The organism is Haliscomenobacter sp. (assembly GCF_041740695.1).
Lineage (GTDB): Bacteria > Bacteroidota > Bacteroidia > Chitinophagales > Saprospiraceae > Haliscomenobacter.
Map to the genome: position 1 here is coordinate 1 of NZ_JBGSLK010000084.1, position 14,374 is coordinate 14,374.

The 14,374-nt window shown below is 44.4% G+C and carries 12 protein-coding genes; all 12 read right to left on the bottom strand.

Annotation, left to right across the window (positions count from 1 at the left end):
- Positions 1–416: 416 nt before the first annotated feature.
- The 12 genes from ACEW9O_RS17230 to ACEW9O_RS17285 all read right to left on the bottom strand — a co-directional run bounded on the left by ACEW9O_RS17230 (position 417) and on the right by ACEW9O_RS17285 (position 13,964).
- Positions 417–1,424, bottom strand: coding sequence for a glycosyltransferase family 4 protein (locus tag ACEW9O_RS17230; RefSeq protein ID WP_373551426.1), 1,008 nt, complete (start codon positions 1,422–1,424; stop codon positions 417–419).
- Between the two features lie 266 nt (positions 1,425–1,690).
- Positions 1,691–3,565, bottom strand: coding sequence for an asparagine synthase (glutamine-hydrolyzing) (asnB, locus tag ACEW9O_RS17235; RefSeq protein ID WP_373551427.1), 1,875 nt, complete (start codon positions 3,563–3,565; stop codon positions 1,691–1,693).
- Positions 3,566–4,125: 560 nt separating this feature from the next.
- Positions 4,126–4,677, bottom strand: coding sequence for a WcaF family extracellular polysaccharide biosynthesis acetyltransferase (locus tag ACEW9O_RS17240; protein ID WP_373551428.1), 552 nt, complete (start codon positions 4,675–4,677; stop codon positions 4,126–4,128).
- Between the two features lie 16 nt (positions 4,678–4,693).
- Entirely contained in the window at positions 4,694–5,218 is a 525-nt protein-coding gene (locus tag ACEW9O_RS17245) for a helix-turn-helix domain-containing protein (RefSeq protein WP_373551429.1), read from the bottom strand.
- Positions 5,219–5,222: 4 nt separating this feature from the next.
- Positions 5,223–5,456: a DUF4160 domain-containing protein gene (locus ACEW9O_RS17250; protein ID WP_373551430.1), complete on the bottom strand. Its 234-nt coding sequence runs from the start codon at positions 5,454–5,456 to the stop codon at positions 5,223–5,225.
- Between the two features lie 275 nt (positions 5,457–5,731).
- Positions 5,732–6,283 (bottom strand): WcaF family extracellular polysaccharide biosynthesis acetyltransferase, encoded by a 552-nt coding sequence (locus ACEW9O_RS17255; protein WP_373551431.1) that lies wholly within the window; start codon positions 6,281–6,283, stop codon positions 5,732–5,734.
- 21 nt (positions 6,284–6,304) lie between these two features.
- On the bottom strand, positions 6,305–7,366 hold the full coding sequence (locus tag ACEW9O_RS17260) for a hypothetical protein (RefSeq protein WP_373551432.1): 1,062 nt from the start codon (positions 7,364–7,366) through the stop codon (positions 6,305–6,307).
- Positions 7,367–7,704: 338 nt separating this feature from the next.
- Entirely contained in the window at positions 7,705–9,033 is a 1,329-nt protein-coding gene (locus ACEW9O_RS17265) for an O-antigen polymerase (RefSeq protein WP_373551433.1), read from the bottom strand.
- A gap of 203 nt (positions 9,034–9,236) precedes the next feature.
- On the bottom strand, positions 9,237–10,355 hold the full coding sequence (locus ACEW9O_RS17270; RefSeq protein WP_373551434.1) for a glycosyltransferase: 1,119 nt from the start codon (positions 10,353–10,355) through the stop codon (positions 9,237–9,239).
- Entirely contained in the window at positions 10,342–11,442 is a 1,101-nt protein-coding gene (locus tag ACEW9O_RS17275) for a glycosyltransferase family 4 protein (protein ID WP_373551435.1), read from the bottom strand. The genes ACEW9O_RS17270 and ACEW9O_RS17275 overlap by 14 nt, the downstream gene beginning before the upstream one ends.
- The gene (locus ACEW9O_RS17280) at positions 11,432–12,727 is read right to left on the bottom strand and encodes a hypothetical protein (RefSeq protein WP_373551436.1); all 1,296 of its coding nucleotides are present in this window, start codon (positions 12,725–12,727) and stop codon (positions 11,432–11,434) included. The genes ACEW9O_RS17275 and ACEW9O_RS17280 overlap by 11 nt, the downstream gene beginning before the upstream one ends.
- Positions 12,728–12,740: 13 nt before the next feature.
- Positions 12,741–13,964, bottom strand: coding sequence for a glycosyltransferase family 4 protein (locus ACEW9O_RS17285; protein ID WP_373551437.1), 1,224 nt, complete (start codon positions 13,962–13,964; stop codon positions 12,741–12,743).
- Between the last annotated feature and the right edge of the window lie 410 nt (positions 13,965–14,374).

Genomic DNA, 14,374 nt, shown 5'->3' on the forward strand with positions numbered 1-14,374 from the left:
GTAAAACGCTCAAGGTGACGTAGGCTCTGAGGCCTGCGACCGTCGAGCTTGCTGCCGAAGGCAGCGTCAAAAGACCGACGAGCGCCCACGTAGTGGCTCGTAAGATCTTCGACTTAGCGCGAGAGTAAAGACCCCGATATAACTAAACGCCCTACGTATCACTTCGTGGGCGCTCGTAAGATGTCCGACTTAGCACAAAAATGAAAGACCCCGCTATAGCCTAACTCCCTACCTACCACTTCGTGGGCGCTCGTCGGTCCCAAAATGCTCGCTGCGCGAGCGGGCTCGACGATCGCAGGCTCTAGATCCTACCTTCGATTGAACATTTTACGCAGCTTGGTACTCATCACTCTTCACTCATCACTCTTCACTTTTCACTCTTCCCTCTTCACTCTTCACTCTTCACTCTTCACTCTTCACTCCCCACTCATCACTCTATACACCTCCCCATACGCCCGCGCCACCGTCTCCGCCTGAAAACGTTTGACATTCTCGAAACCCGCTGCAATCAACCCTTCGCGGTAAGGCGCATCGTTGATGACCCTTTGCACGCCGTCGCGAATGGAGGCTACCGATAAGGGATCCACCAAACAAGCCGCAGTACCCGCTACCTCGGGCATGGATGAGAGGTTGGAAGTCACTACCGGGCGACCCACCGTTTGGGCTTCGAGGATGGGCATGCCGAAGCCTTCGAGGGTGGAGGCAAAAAGCAGGAGGTCGCATTGATGGTAGGCGGCTTGGACCTGGGCATCAGTGAGGTCGTATTCATTAAAATAGTCGATCTGTGAATCCTGCAAACGTGACTGGACTTCGGCTGAAATTTTGCCAATGATGTGAAAAGTACACTCGATGCCTCGCAGCGCCTCGATGTGCCGCAGCAGGTTTTTATTGGGCGCATTGCCAATGTGCAAAATGCGGGGCTTGGACACCTGAAAAGCTTTGGGCTGCGCGTTAAAATGGGTTTTGATGATGGTGGGGATCACCCTGATTTTAGCTGGATTACACCCGGTAAAGTGGATGAGCTCGGCCTTGGTGGCTTCCGAAATGGCCGTGACTACCTGCGCATGGGCAACTGGCAATTTGAGCCAAAATAGCCACAAAAACCGACGCAACCAGGGATTGGGGTGGCGCATGAATCCACAATCGTGTACCGTAAGAATGGTGCCGCGCCTGGGCAGCGCCAATGCTGCGAAATGAACATCACCCGTGATGTGGTTGATGCGGTGGCGGCCACGCCGCGCTGCCAGGGCGATTTGAACCCGTGGCCAAATTCCATTGCTATAGGTAGGTGCTTCAAGCGTTTGGGGAGTATAACCCATCACCTTGGGAAAAACCAACAACATGGTTTCAAATGAAGCTTCAATGCTGAAATTGCCTCCGGGTCGGGATTTTCGAAAAAACAAACGTACATCAGGAAAGTCCATAAAACATCTATTTTTGGGAAAGTTCGGGGTAGCTTTTGTGTTATAAAATAGGCAACACCCACCACAAGTTGAGGTGACTACAATTTGTTGGCGTGTAGACCCCTACGGAGCTGGGCTACTCTAGAATGAAGTATCGGCTAGATTAAATCCCCCTTCCGGGGTGAATGAGGTTTAAAAATATATCAATATTTGCAATAAACGCAGAATGTAGCTGCTTATTTCGCCAATCAACACGAGTGGGCAGTTCAACAACCATCCCCCGGAGTTCAACGAATGTCGTTTTGTTGAAGCCATTGCCCCAATACTACCAACATCCATACGCGTGACCAGGAAACACTGCCATCGTTGGCCAAAAACTGCTGCCAGAGTTGCAGCAAAGCTTTTTCCTGAAAAAAAGGATAATTGGCCAGGTAGTGGATGCGGGTGGCACAAAAATCGCGCAACTCAGTTTGCATCCACTGTGCAAAAGGCAACGTAAAGCCCATTTTGGAACGCTGGGTGATGGCACTCGGCAAGAGGTCGCCCATGGCAGCCACCAGCAGGCGTTTGTTGGGTTGTCCAAGTTTGACTGCGTCGGGAATCTTGAGTACCAGTTCCACCAATTCGTGATCCATAAAAGGAACCCGAACCTCCAGGGCATTGGCCATGCTCATTTGGTCGGTATCGCGCAGCAGCACGTTTTGCAGATAGGTCTGGATTTCCAGTACCGAAATTTGACTGATCAAGGGCAGTTTGAGAAAATCCTCGTTGTGCAGCTGGCTTTGGATCAGCTCATGGACCCGGTTTTGGGGCAAAACAGGCATGTTGCTTAAAGCCCGGATTTGGTCATCGAGCAATACCTGCCGGTACAGGGGATAAGCGGCCAAGGCGTTGATTTGGGGCAAACGCAATATTTCAGCGGTTTTTTGACCCGCAATGGTAGGTCGCCAGGATTGGTACACATTGGCGCCCCAGCGCCGCAGCGGCGCAGGCGTCAGGTTCAGCCAGCGGTGTTGCTGGAGCTCGTGCAATTGTTTGAATACCGAATACCCGCCAAACAACTCATCGCCCCCTAATCCCGATAAAGCCATGGTGACTCCGGCTTCGCGGGTTGATTTGGATACCACGTAAGTATTGGGACCATCGCCGCTGGGGTGATCCATGGCCTGCAAGGCCGCGGGCAACAAATGCAAAAAATCATCGGCGCGTAGCCTGATTTCTTCGTGCAGGGTGCCACAGCGCTGCGCCATCATGCGGGCAAACTTGCTCTCGTCGTATTGATCTTCGGCAAAACTGATGTTGAAGGTGCGCACCTGCTGATCGGAAATCTGGCTCATCAATGCCACTACGGCACTGGAGTCGACCCCTCCCGACAAAAAAGCCCCAAAAGGAACATCGGCCACCAAACGCCGCTCTACTGCGGTTTGTAAAGCCCCGCGTACCCGCCCCGACCAATCTCCCCCCTCCAATCGCTCAGCACGCTGGGGCACCAATTGCCAGTAGTACTCCTTAAGTATGCCCGCTGCCGATTGCAAGAGGTAGCTGCCAGGCTGCAACATTTTTATCCCCTCCACCATGGTGTGGGGTGCATGTACGGTTTGGTAGCGCAGGTAATCCACCAGCGAGTCGGTATCCATTTTGCGCGCACACCAGCCGCTGGCCAAAATGCCGCGCAGTTCGGAAGAAAAAGCCAAACCACCCTGATTTTGACAATAATAGAGCGGCTTGATGCCCAAACGGTCGCGGGCAATGAACAAGGTGGTCGCCTGGCGATCCCAAATGGCAAAAGCAAACATGCCCACCAAATGGGCCAAACAGCCTACGCCCCAGCGCGCATAGGCCGCCAAAATGACCTCGCTATCGGAATTGGAATGGTAGGTGTAATCGGGTAAGGTGGAGCGCAAAGCCCGGTAATTGTAGATCTCGCCATTGAATACCAACACGTAGCGCCCATCGGGTGAATGCATGGGTTGGTGCCCGGCTGCCGACAAATCGATGATCGACAAGCGGCGGTGCCCCAACGCAATGGGCCCCTCGGCCCAGGTGCCTGCGTCGTCGGGCCCGCGATGGGCCAGGGCCTGGTTCATTTTGTGCACGAGTTCGACCCGCGAACCCGGCCCCAGTAGCTCAGTTGGGGTATACAGTCCGTTGATGCCACACATGGCGATTAGGGCTTTTACCAATTGTTTGACACTGCAAACAGGTCGTTTTTATGAAGGGATAGTCATTACCACATTGTTACAGCCCTTTAACAAACCGATGCCCATTGGACAAACAATTGCGTTTTTTTTAAAGTGATGATTTTTATATAGGCAAAACTACAGGTTGATGCAAAGCCTAAGCCCTTCAACTTCATTTCTGTATGTAGACGGTAAGATAACCGAAAAGTAGCTGATGTGGTGCAAGTAAATCTAGTAATTTTTTTGTTGAGGCCGAAGCAAACCGTGCGGGATGGCCAGACAGGGGCATAAACTTTTTTGCGCAACGGGAGCCCCGCCAGGGGCGCAACATGGGTAGAAAACAAGGGCCCCATGTTTTCCAAAGTCCCGTAGGGACGCGCTGTGGGTATCGATAGGCGTACAATACCCCTATCAGGCCTTTAGTAGGGCTTAAATCCCTACCAACGCGGCACACACTCTTTCCACCGTACCACACTCACCACCTCGTTTGGCAGCAAAGGGCGCACCCAACTCCTCCTTTGAGGTAGTGGGTCAAAAAATGTTTAATTGATGACTCGGGTTTTGACCGCCTCCGCGGGGTTGCCCTGGTAAATCATGTACGGCTCCAGATCAGCTAGGGCGACCGAACCTACACACAATACCGCGTGGCTGCGGCAGCATACCCCTGGGCAAACAATGGCATGGGCTCCGATCCAGACCCCCTCCTCCAACACAATGGGACTGACCATCAAATCAAAAGACGAACGTTTGTAATTGTGATTGCCACACAGCAGCATCGCCCCTTGCGAAAGGCAAACGTTGTCGGCAATGCGCACCTGATCCAGATTGTCGATCCAGACTGACTCCCCAATCCAGACATCGTTGCCCAGTACCAGTTTCCAGGGGAATTTGATGCGGACATTGGGCTTGAGCAACACGCCCCGCCCCACTTTAGCCCCGAATTGCTTCAGCAGCCAAATCTTCAAACCATTCAACCCGGCCAAACTGTGCTGAAAAAACAAAGCGCTGCAAACCATCCACAGCAACTCCCTCAATTTGGAAGCGCCACGATCAAACTCCAGATTTTGATAAGTGTTTAACTTGACCTTATTCATGCCTTTTGTTGGCAATCTACCTCACCTGTACTTCCAACTGTTTCCCTAATCCAATTTCTACAATCTTCTGCAAGGTACCCAGTTCAATGTCCGCATGGTTGTTTTCGATGCGGGAAATGTAATGCTTGGTGGTACCACTCCTTAGGGCCAACTCCTCCTGAGTTAAACCCGCCTCTTTTCTGGCTTGCCGCAATAAAGTACCAATTTTCACTCCACGGTTGCGCTCCAGATCAGGCTCACTGTTTTCGTACAATACCAGTGGATCGAGATCAAATGGTACTTCAAAAACCATCCCGTTGCTCAATTCAATTTTGTCAAGCACTGTTGGCCAACGCAAAGTGCCTTCATACAAACTCAGACTTTGAAACACCGCTTCATCCAACAAGCGCCGCCGCAATGGATCAGCGGCAAAATGATGTTTGTCGAAAAATTGCTCAAAATCAATTACTCGATACTCCCCATTGCTGAAAGCAACATAGACCTTCCAGCCCTGGATCGCATTGAGCTTAATGATGCGTGGTATTTTGGTTGTTTTGCTCATGATGTTACGACTTTGGCCGCATTGCTTCCCAGATTTCCTTTAATTGGCTTTGATTTGCTTTTGCCCACTTCATCACCTTTTTTTGTTGTGGCTTGGGTAAACTACCTCGATAAACATCCAGTGTATCAATTTCAATGAGCACTTCATGTTCTGCATATATTGCATGAAAATGTGGGGGAACATGGTCATTGTAATAGAAGTCTATTTTTATGCCATCAATGAAAAAGAAAGTAGGCATCTAACAGTGTTTTAGGCTACAAATATGCAAAAAGTTATCTGATTAGGCAACTTTTTCAAGTGTATTTTATTTTCCTAATTGGCTATCATGTAAAAAATTCGTAATAAAGAAACGAGTGTATGCGGTATCGGCACCGTGACAGGAATTTGTAGCCATTCTACATCCCTTGCCCTTGCCAACGCAGTACACACTTATTCCACTGTACCACAATACCACCTCGTTTGGCAGCAAAGGGCTCACCCAACTCCTCCTTTGAGGTAGTGGGTCAAAAATGATTAATTGATGACTCGGGTTTTGACCGCCTCCGCGGGATTGCCCTGGTAAATCATGTAAGCTTCCAGATCAGCTACTGCTACCGAACCTACACTCAATACGGCGTGGCTGTGGCAGTGCACACCGGGGCAAACAACGGCCTTGGCACCAATCCAAACACCCTCCTCCAACACAATGGGGCTGACCATCAAATCAAAAGACGAACTTTTGTAATTGTGATTGCCACAAAGCAGCATGGCCCCTTGGGAAAGGCAAACATTGTCGGCAATGCTCACCCTATCCAGGTTGTCGATCCAGACTGATTCACCAATCCAGACATCGTTGCCTAGCACCAGTTTCCAGGGGAATTTGATGCGGACATTAGGCTTGATCAATACCCGCTGGCCAACCTGAGCGCCAAACTTTTTCAGCAGCCCAATCTTCAAACCATTCAAACCCGCTAAACTATGCTGAAAAAACAAGGCACTGCAAAACATCCACAGCAACTCCTTGAGTTTGGAGCCGCCGCGATTGAAGGCAGAGTTGTTGTAGGTATTAAGCTTAACTTGGTTCATTCGGCTGTGCTAGGCACTGGTTTAAGGAGAATTTGGTAGAAAAAACAGAGGCTCCCTCTCCTTAGCGTTACCCTCTGTCAAACCTATTGCTGCGGCCAACCAGAGTTGTCGAAAATTCATCACATCCATACACGTACTGATGATGAGCATCAATAGCAAAAAAACAGCAATCACGTGCTGAGCTGGATGAGGAGAATTACGATTTTTTAGCAGACACTTGCCGCATACTATCCATAAAAAAAGAAGGGATAGTAAGCCCAAAGCGCCAGTTTCGGACCAGGCACCTCCCCATGTAAAATGAGGATCATAATTGGGTAAATGCCGGGCATATTGGTTTTTTTGTTTCAGTGCATCTAGCGCTTGATTGAATTGCCCAGGGCCAACGCCAAAAATAGGGTGCTGCCAGCCAATCAGCCAGTTAGCCCTTTTAAGCTCCAGGTAAGTTGTTTCTACCAATTGAAAACTTCCAACATAAAGGCTCACCTTTTCCGGGGTGTACTGCATTCCGCCCAAATAACTGTCTTGTATGGGTTTTCGAGGCAAGATAATCCAATGGGTGCCCGCTATGAAAAATAAGGTAGTGAGGATAAGCAGTCCTGCTTTTTGCCAGTTGCGCCAGCGTTCCAGTAATGGATCAATTAAAAGCATCCCCAAAACGACCAAAACAACTTCTTTCGACAAGGTCAAGAGCAACACTAATCCAAAGAGTATGGGCTCAAACAGAGATTTTTTATTGTATCGAAATTGGTACCATGACCAAAGCATTGGCAACATCAGTACTACCACCAGCATGCCAGAGCCCCCAGTTAAGCCTGCTGCTCTGATGACTGTACCAAAGTAGGGGTAATTTTCATAAATGCGGACACATTCATTGGTCCAACCCAATAAAGCGAGGATGTACCCTATGAGGGTGATGAGCGCAAGAAGTATGGCGCCTTTGGTCCAATAATTCATCAGATGGACAAGGGTGTTTTTTCCTTCTTGCAGAAAGCGGGCAAACACAAAAAACATTAAAATGAGATAAACCCGCCCAATGGCCTCAAGAATAGCACCCAATTGTTGAGCCCATAAAGCAGCAATCAAATTGATGAATAGGTAAAGTGCAAATGGGACAACTATTTTTTTGGGTGATACAAAGTGGGTGCCATAATGGGTTAGGGCCAATACAACAATCGCCACAAACAACAACTCAGTGGGTTGAACTTTGGCATGAACCAGAGGCAAATACCACATGCGGGTAAATGACACTAAAAACACATAGGCAAACAGCAAGTAAGCAAGGTAGGTTTTGCTTGCCTGAATGGGTTGAATCATCAATTCCTATACAATTTTGGGGGCTGTATTTAAGGCTACATTCCAAATACCAAAATTAACTTGTTGAAGACTATCAATAAAGTGCATAACACGCACAATGGTAAAATTCAGGCAGTTTTTGGCGTTTTTTTTTTGAAAAGTCGCTTTGTTAACGTTTTTTTTGATAATTCTCTAAAAACATACACAGGAATTGCCATGTATACAAATGTATCAATCCACTGGGGGAAATAGCCTCTGGTTATCCATTGAAAAAGGCTTACTGAAAAGGTAATATTTAATAGTAAACTCCAGTTGGATTTGACATTAATTCTATTATTAAATGTTTTTATAAGCACTCCCATCAAAAAGCTTCCAAGTATTACTCCATAAATCCCTCCATGTATGTAGAAGGCACCTACATTGGTTGTAGCTTCCCCAACGGTAGCTGAATATGGAATATCATACGCTTTAATTGTTGTTGAAAGTTGAGGTGAAGGATAATAACCATCTTTGTTAGTAAGGATAAATCTTGGCATTAATCGAATAAAGGGGTAGAAAAAGGTAGTAACTCCATAATCGTGCTCAAGATTTTTTATTTCAAATCCTCTAATTATTGCCATATCGGCTAAAGCGCCTCTGGTTTGCTCAAATATTATAGAATAATCAAACAAGGAGGGGTTGTATGTCAAATTTAGCCAATTCTTTTCAAAGAGGTTTTTCCTATTAAAGGTGGAAAATAATATTAAATAAAATGAAAATACAGCAAAGACGGTTGGTAGAATAATTGTCCTAACATTAAATTGAATTTTATAAAGCCATACAATTCCGATTCCGATTAAAGAGAGAAGTATTCTATAGCGAAAACCAAGTAGTATAAAGAGAAAAAAAGAAGAAAAAAGCATTATCAAAAAAATTCTTCTTTTAACATTAAATAAAACACCCATAATATTAGTAGTTATTAACCCATCAACAGCATTCATTAGATAATATGAAAATCCTCTTGCTCCAAGTCCTAGGACGCTTTTCCCTAAAAACACATTAAGTACACTAGCTCCAGATAAGGAGATATTAAGGAGTACTATTCCATATAAAATAATATAAGTTTTAAATACGTTTTTGCTTTCTGATTTTTCAGCAGAATTTAAAGAAGGATTTAAGTCACTTGTTAGTTCTAGCTTTTTACCTCTTACAATCCAATACCCTATAATAAAAGAGCATAAATTAATGACACTCATGTTCAATCCATCATCATAGTAATCAGAAATATCCGAGAGGATAATGCTTTTTACGCCCATTTTATACATGTAAAAAGGTGTAATGAATAAATAAAACAGGTATACGCTTAAGCAAAAAAAATAGGCCAGATGTCTTTTAATTCCACCATTCGCGTTCCCAAGAAGCACACCAATAGAAACTGAAGTTAAGCCAAGAAAAAAATAACTGGTTACTAGGTCCATAACAGTCTCATAAGTTTTGCTCCCCGAAATTTTAACATGTTAAATCGTAAAAATATTTTCCATAAAACTTAGATGAAATTCTTGGGATCAATGATTTTGAATTTTCCCTTATTTCTTCTCTAAGGGCGTGTTTTGGCAGCCTGCGTGGGTTACCCTAGTGAATCTATATGCTTCCAGATCAGCCGTGGCGACCGAACCTACACTCAATACCGCATGGCAGCGACAGCCTGCGCACGAGAAATATGTTCATCAATCAACTGTTGATATAATTCATGTTGATTTGCAGCTATGACAGGCGTGGTATAATGTTGTGATAAAAACAACCGTGCTTGGATCGCCTGTTTTTCCAAATCGTCAAAATTAAAATGGGTTAACTGATTCAGCGTATAAATAATTTGATGAACATCAGGCTCAAGTGCCACGGCATGCCCAGCTTCCGACAATTCCGGGAAATTGCAGTTTTTGCTGATTAAGGGTTTCAACCCATAATTAATACCTTCTAAAACTGCGGTCGGAAACCCCTCACTGAAAGAGGGCAACGCAAAAAAATGGCATCGTTTTAACAGTTCTTCCTTTTCGGCTCCATAAACAGGTCCTAAAAGGCGGATATTGGTGCTTTGATTTAGTACCGCTAGGATTTTTTCCTGTTCTCCTTCATCCGGTCCGGCTATTACCAGCTCATAGTTTGGCTGATTGTTTAAAAGTGACTTTACCCAAGCTTGCACCAACAAGATCACGCCTTTTTTATGATGCAACCTGGATAAAAACAAAACAGAGAATTTGCCGCGAGGCTTCTCTACTGCTTCGATCAAATCTACCCCATTTGGAATGAGCATTACTTGCTGTTCGGGAAACAAGCGCCGCAAATTATCGCGCTCTGGTCTTCCTACCGCCCGGATTATCGTAGCTCGATGTAGCATTATTTTTTCTCGCAAATGGAAATATATAAACTTTTTCCATTTTTTTTGCTGCATACTCCATGGCTCTAACATTCCTTGTGGTAATACAATCCAAATGTATCCCTGTTTACTCAATTGATTCCCCCAAATGGTCGGATACTGCCAACAGCCGTGCGTGACAATTATATCCGTTTTGGAATTTAGGTTTCTTTCATTTAAAACACTAGGTATAGCTGATAAACTAACAGAAGGTATTTCATATTGAAAATAACGACCTTCAGGCAAAGAGGGCGCTCCCGGGGGAAGCCATACTTCAGAAGAAATATTGTAACTATCTTCTAAGCATGCTGCTGTAAATATTGCTGCATTCCAAATCCCAAAATTGACTTGGTCAGCTCTATCTATGATGTTAATTACTCGCATTTTTTTGTAAAATAGGTACGCCTAATACTTTTAGTACGTTCTTTGCCCAAACTTCTGGTGTGTAGTTGGCGATAATTTCTTGAGAGGATTGCCCCTTTTGAGTTAGTTGTTCTGAAGAAAGTAAACTCAGGTTGTTAAAGACGATATCAAGCGACACTTTGTCCTTTGCATCAAATATCCAACCATTAGTGGTTTGGACTAGATCAGGTGCACAACCACATTGCTCCGAAACAATAATCGGCAATCCTGCAGCCATTGCCTCATTTACTACCAATCCCCACGGTTCAAAAAGACTAGGCAAAATAAAACAATTAGAATTGTGATACAATGAAGGTAATTCTTCATAACTAACCCAGTCAAGAAGTTTTATTTGAGTAGTATTGATTTTATTTTCCATTTCTGCTTTCAATGGTCCACCCCCAACGATCTTTAGCTCCCATCCATTTGCCAAAAGTGCAGAGGTTTGAAATGCTTCAATTAACAAGCTCAAATTTTTTTCCGCGGCAAAACGAGCAACACAAAGCAAAGTGGGTGAAATATCCCCACGACCAGGAGACATATTGCTAAAATGTACATTGTCTACAACACTATATCCTTCTGCTATTTTTTCAGGCGATATACCTAATCTCCCTGAAAAATGAGCTTTCGCTCTATTGCCTGATACTAAAAAGGCATCTACAAACAGGCGGATAAATAATCCTTTTAAATTATCAGCAACCCGATTAGAAGCATACCACGACTCAGCAAAAAGTAGCACTTTTTTACCTGTCATTTTTGCCACAATGATCATAGCTAGATAAGCCAATCTTCCATAACCAGCAATACATACATGCGTTATCCCCTGTTTGCGGATAAGCGCAACAAAAGCGCCGAGTACATGCCATGGCTTTACCTGATTAACCGGACGGTTTGAAAGCAAAAAATAATTGTGCTCTTTTTCACTATTTTCCCATTGATACAAGGTGTCACTTTTACCTAGATCACATGCTATGACGTTGGCATTTCCAACCGCATCGGCAAGAGCTTTCCACCTGGAGCGATGATAATCCCCCATCCGATCCCAAACCAACAAAAACTTAGGCGACACCAGCACGTTTTAAATATTGGTTGTATTGATAAATAAAAATAAAAACGGGCCAGTAACTCATACCAATAAACGCAATAATACCTGGTAAGTCTCCGCCTCGAAGCAGCGGAATCAAGGAAGCAAGAAAAAGCCCCCAAATCACCCAGCGCATATCCGACTGATACCTGTTGGCATACCTCCCAATACGTACAAACAGCCACGCATAAATAAAACAAAATACAACGATACCCACTACACCGCCCTCCCCATAAAAAGAGCCATACAAAGTCTGTGAGATGCCCACGGTTCCATAAGTTTGATAATTGTTCAAACCTAGTTTATTGACATAGCCCCCCACCGGCTTATCGGGCCACCAGGAGCGAGGTATGGGTCTTAACAAAATCTCGAGGTGCTCCATGCCGTAGTGAAAGTCCAGATGATGCGGATAAACGTCCAGTACCATCATAAAGCCATCCAGCATGTTGGCGTCTTCTCTTTTTTCAAAAGCACGCTCATAAGCCAATACAACTTGCTGCTCAAAGCTAAGGGTGGACAGGTTTTTCTGCCTGGCTACCCCTGCTAAGGCAAATAGCAAGAGAACCAGAAATCCGCCCAATAGATACAGCCTCGCCTTTTGAGCAGGCAGATAACGCCGGGTAATCAAAATACCCACAGCCAGTAACCAGGATAAAAACTGAAATCGTAAAGTTGGGTTATAGGAAAGTACAGCTGAGTATAGTAACAGCCCAAGAAAAAGTAATTTTTGATAAAAATGGGTTTTAAAATTAAAATTTTCATAAACCAAATACATTAGAACCGTAATTCCACCAATGGCTAATTGGAACAAAAAAAAATAGCTATTGCCTAATGCTACAATTCCCGTTATCACTTTAGTTAAGATAGAATTCAATACAATAAAAAAGACAAACAATCTAATAATCAAATTACTACGCTGTAGAATAAAATCTTTAAAGTATAAATTAGTGTCTCGAAAGTAGTATCGTTGAGTATTTTTTATATTTGTTTTAAAAAACATATAAGTAATTGACAAAACGGCGGTGCCTAGAAAAAAATAATTCAGTGCAGTTAAAGCACTTTTGTCATTGAGGTTAAAAATCCCAATGCGACTATAAGCCACGTAAACCCAACCAACTCTACCTGATGCGACAGCATAATACCGACTCAGACCAGTTAAAAGGAAGAAAATAGTCAACAGGATTGGCACTTCATCGTTTCTCCTGAAGAAGTAAATCACTGCTATCAATAAGAGAAAATAGGCCAGTATTGATAAAGCATTAGCATCCATGGAGCTGTGGTGCCTATTTAAGAGTGGTCAAAAATTGTTGAAGCCGGGTTTGATATTGATCCCAGGAATAAGCCAGGGCGCTTTGCCGCGCGGCGAGCCGCATCTGCAAGTAATGGTCTGCGTTCAAAGCTCTCAGCTTTTGCAAAGCAGTGACCAATGCAGGTACATTCCGAATAGGAACCAGGTATCCATTTTTGCCCTCTTGAATAATATTCGGTCCAAACGTATGCGAGGTAGTAATCACCGGCAAGCCTGCTGCCAATGCCTCTACGATCACTAGCCCAAATCCTTCAAAAATGCTAGGCAGTACCAAAGCATCATACTGTTGGTATTGTTTAAAAAGGCTCAGCTGATTTACCGGAGAGTGATAGGTAAATATACCCTTGTAATTTTCTAACGCTCTACCACTTCCCTGGATGCCGCCGATTAGGTGCAAGGTTACCTCGGATGCCGACATTTGGCGTACTGCTTCCAACAGGTATTTGATCCCTTTGCCCTGTGTAATCCTACCAGCGTACAATAGCCGTAACGGACGGTTTGTAATATCCGTTTTGGATAACTCCTGATAAGGTATATGCCGCACTTCAAAGCCCAGCGGGAGTTGTACAATTTTACCAAGGGGAATCCCATCTTCCAGCAAAGTCTGGGTGGTAAAATCAGAAGCAGATATAACTATGGATGCTGTGTGCGGTTCTTCTACCAGCCTTTGTTCATAAGCTGCCGGAAATACCAGATTATTTATACTATCTGCCCACTCCGGATGCAGCCTTACTTCTTCTCCTAGTATTTGTTTTGCTGCTATGATATGTGCGCTTGCCAACTCACAAATACTGACTTTTCCCCGATCATTCGCTGCTTTTAGACTGAACAAACTGCTTCCTTGAAACCCCCAATAGATGGCTGCATCTGATTTCGTTATCTTTTTTGCCACATATCCATCAAAAGCCACATCTCGGTCATACACCGCCTGCTGCACCGCAGCGCTTTTGCCCTGCAATTTACGCAACACCAATTCCTTTATTTCAAAGCGCCAGTTACTGTCCACTACATTACCATGCAACCCCTCCACAAAACGCCTCGTCCAAAACTGATTGCCTTGTGCTAATAGCCATTGCTGCAATGCCCGATGGCTAATGTAACTGCTTGTGTAAAACTTTGCCAGGTAGCCTAATTCGTGGAGGGATTTAGCTACTTGGTAGGCGTGTTGTTTACCAGAGTGAGAAAGGATAACTTGCATTTTAAGCATTTAAATTCTAGAGGCGTAGAAATTTTTTAATCTCTAAAACAATTTTTTTACTTGCAAACCGACTTTGTTGCATTATATTTAGATCATAATCAGCTTTGATGCTAAATGATTCTAGAACTTGGTCTAACATATCTCGATGCTGACCTGCAATACATATTTTTACATAAATCTTTGAGGCCCACAATTCCATAATTACAGGAATCATTTTTATTGATTAAGGTCTCGTTCCGAACACAACAAGTACATATTTCATGAATTCACAGCAATTTCTGACGTAAGCTGCACACGTAGAAAAGTGCTATCTTTGATATATGAGAAAGAGTTATGCACAGCTTCGGCAAGAAGTGAGTTATGATGGCTTACTTTCAAAATTACGAACCGATTTTGGGGCTATTAAAGAT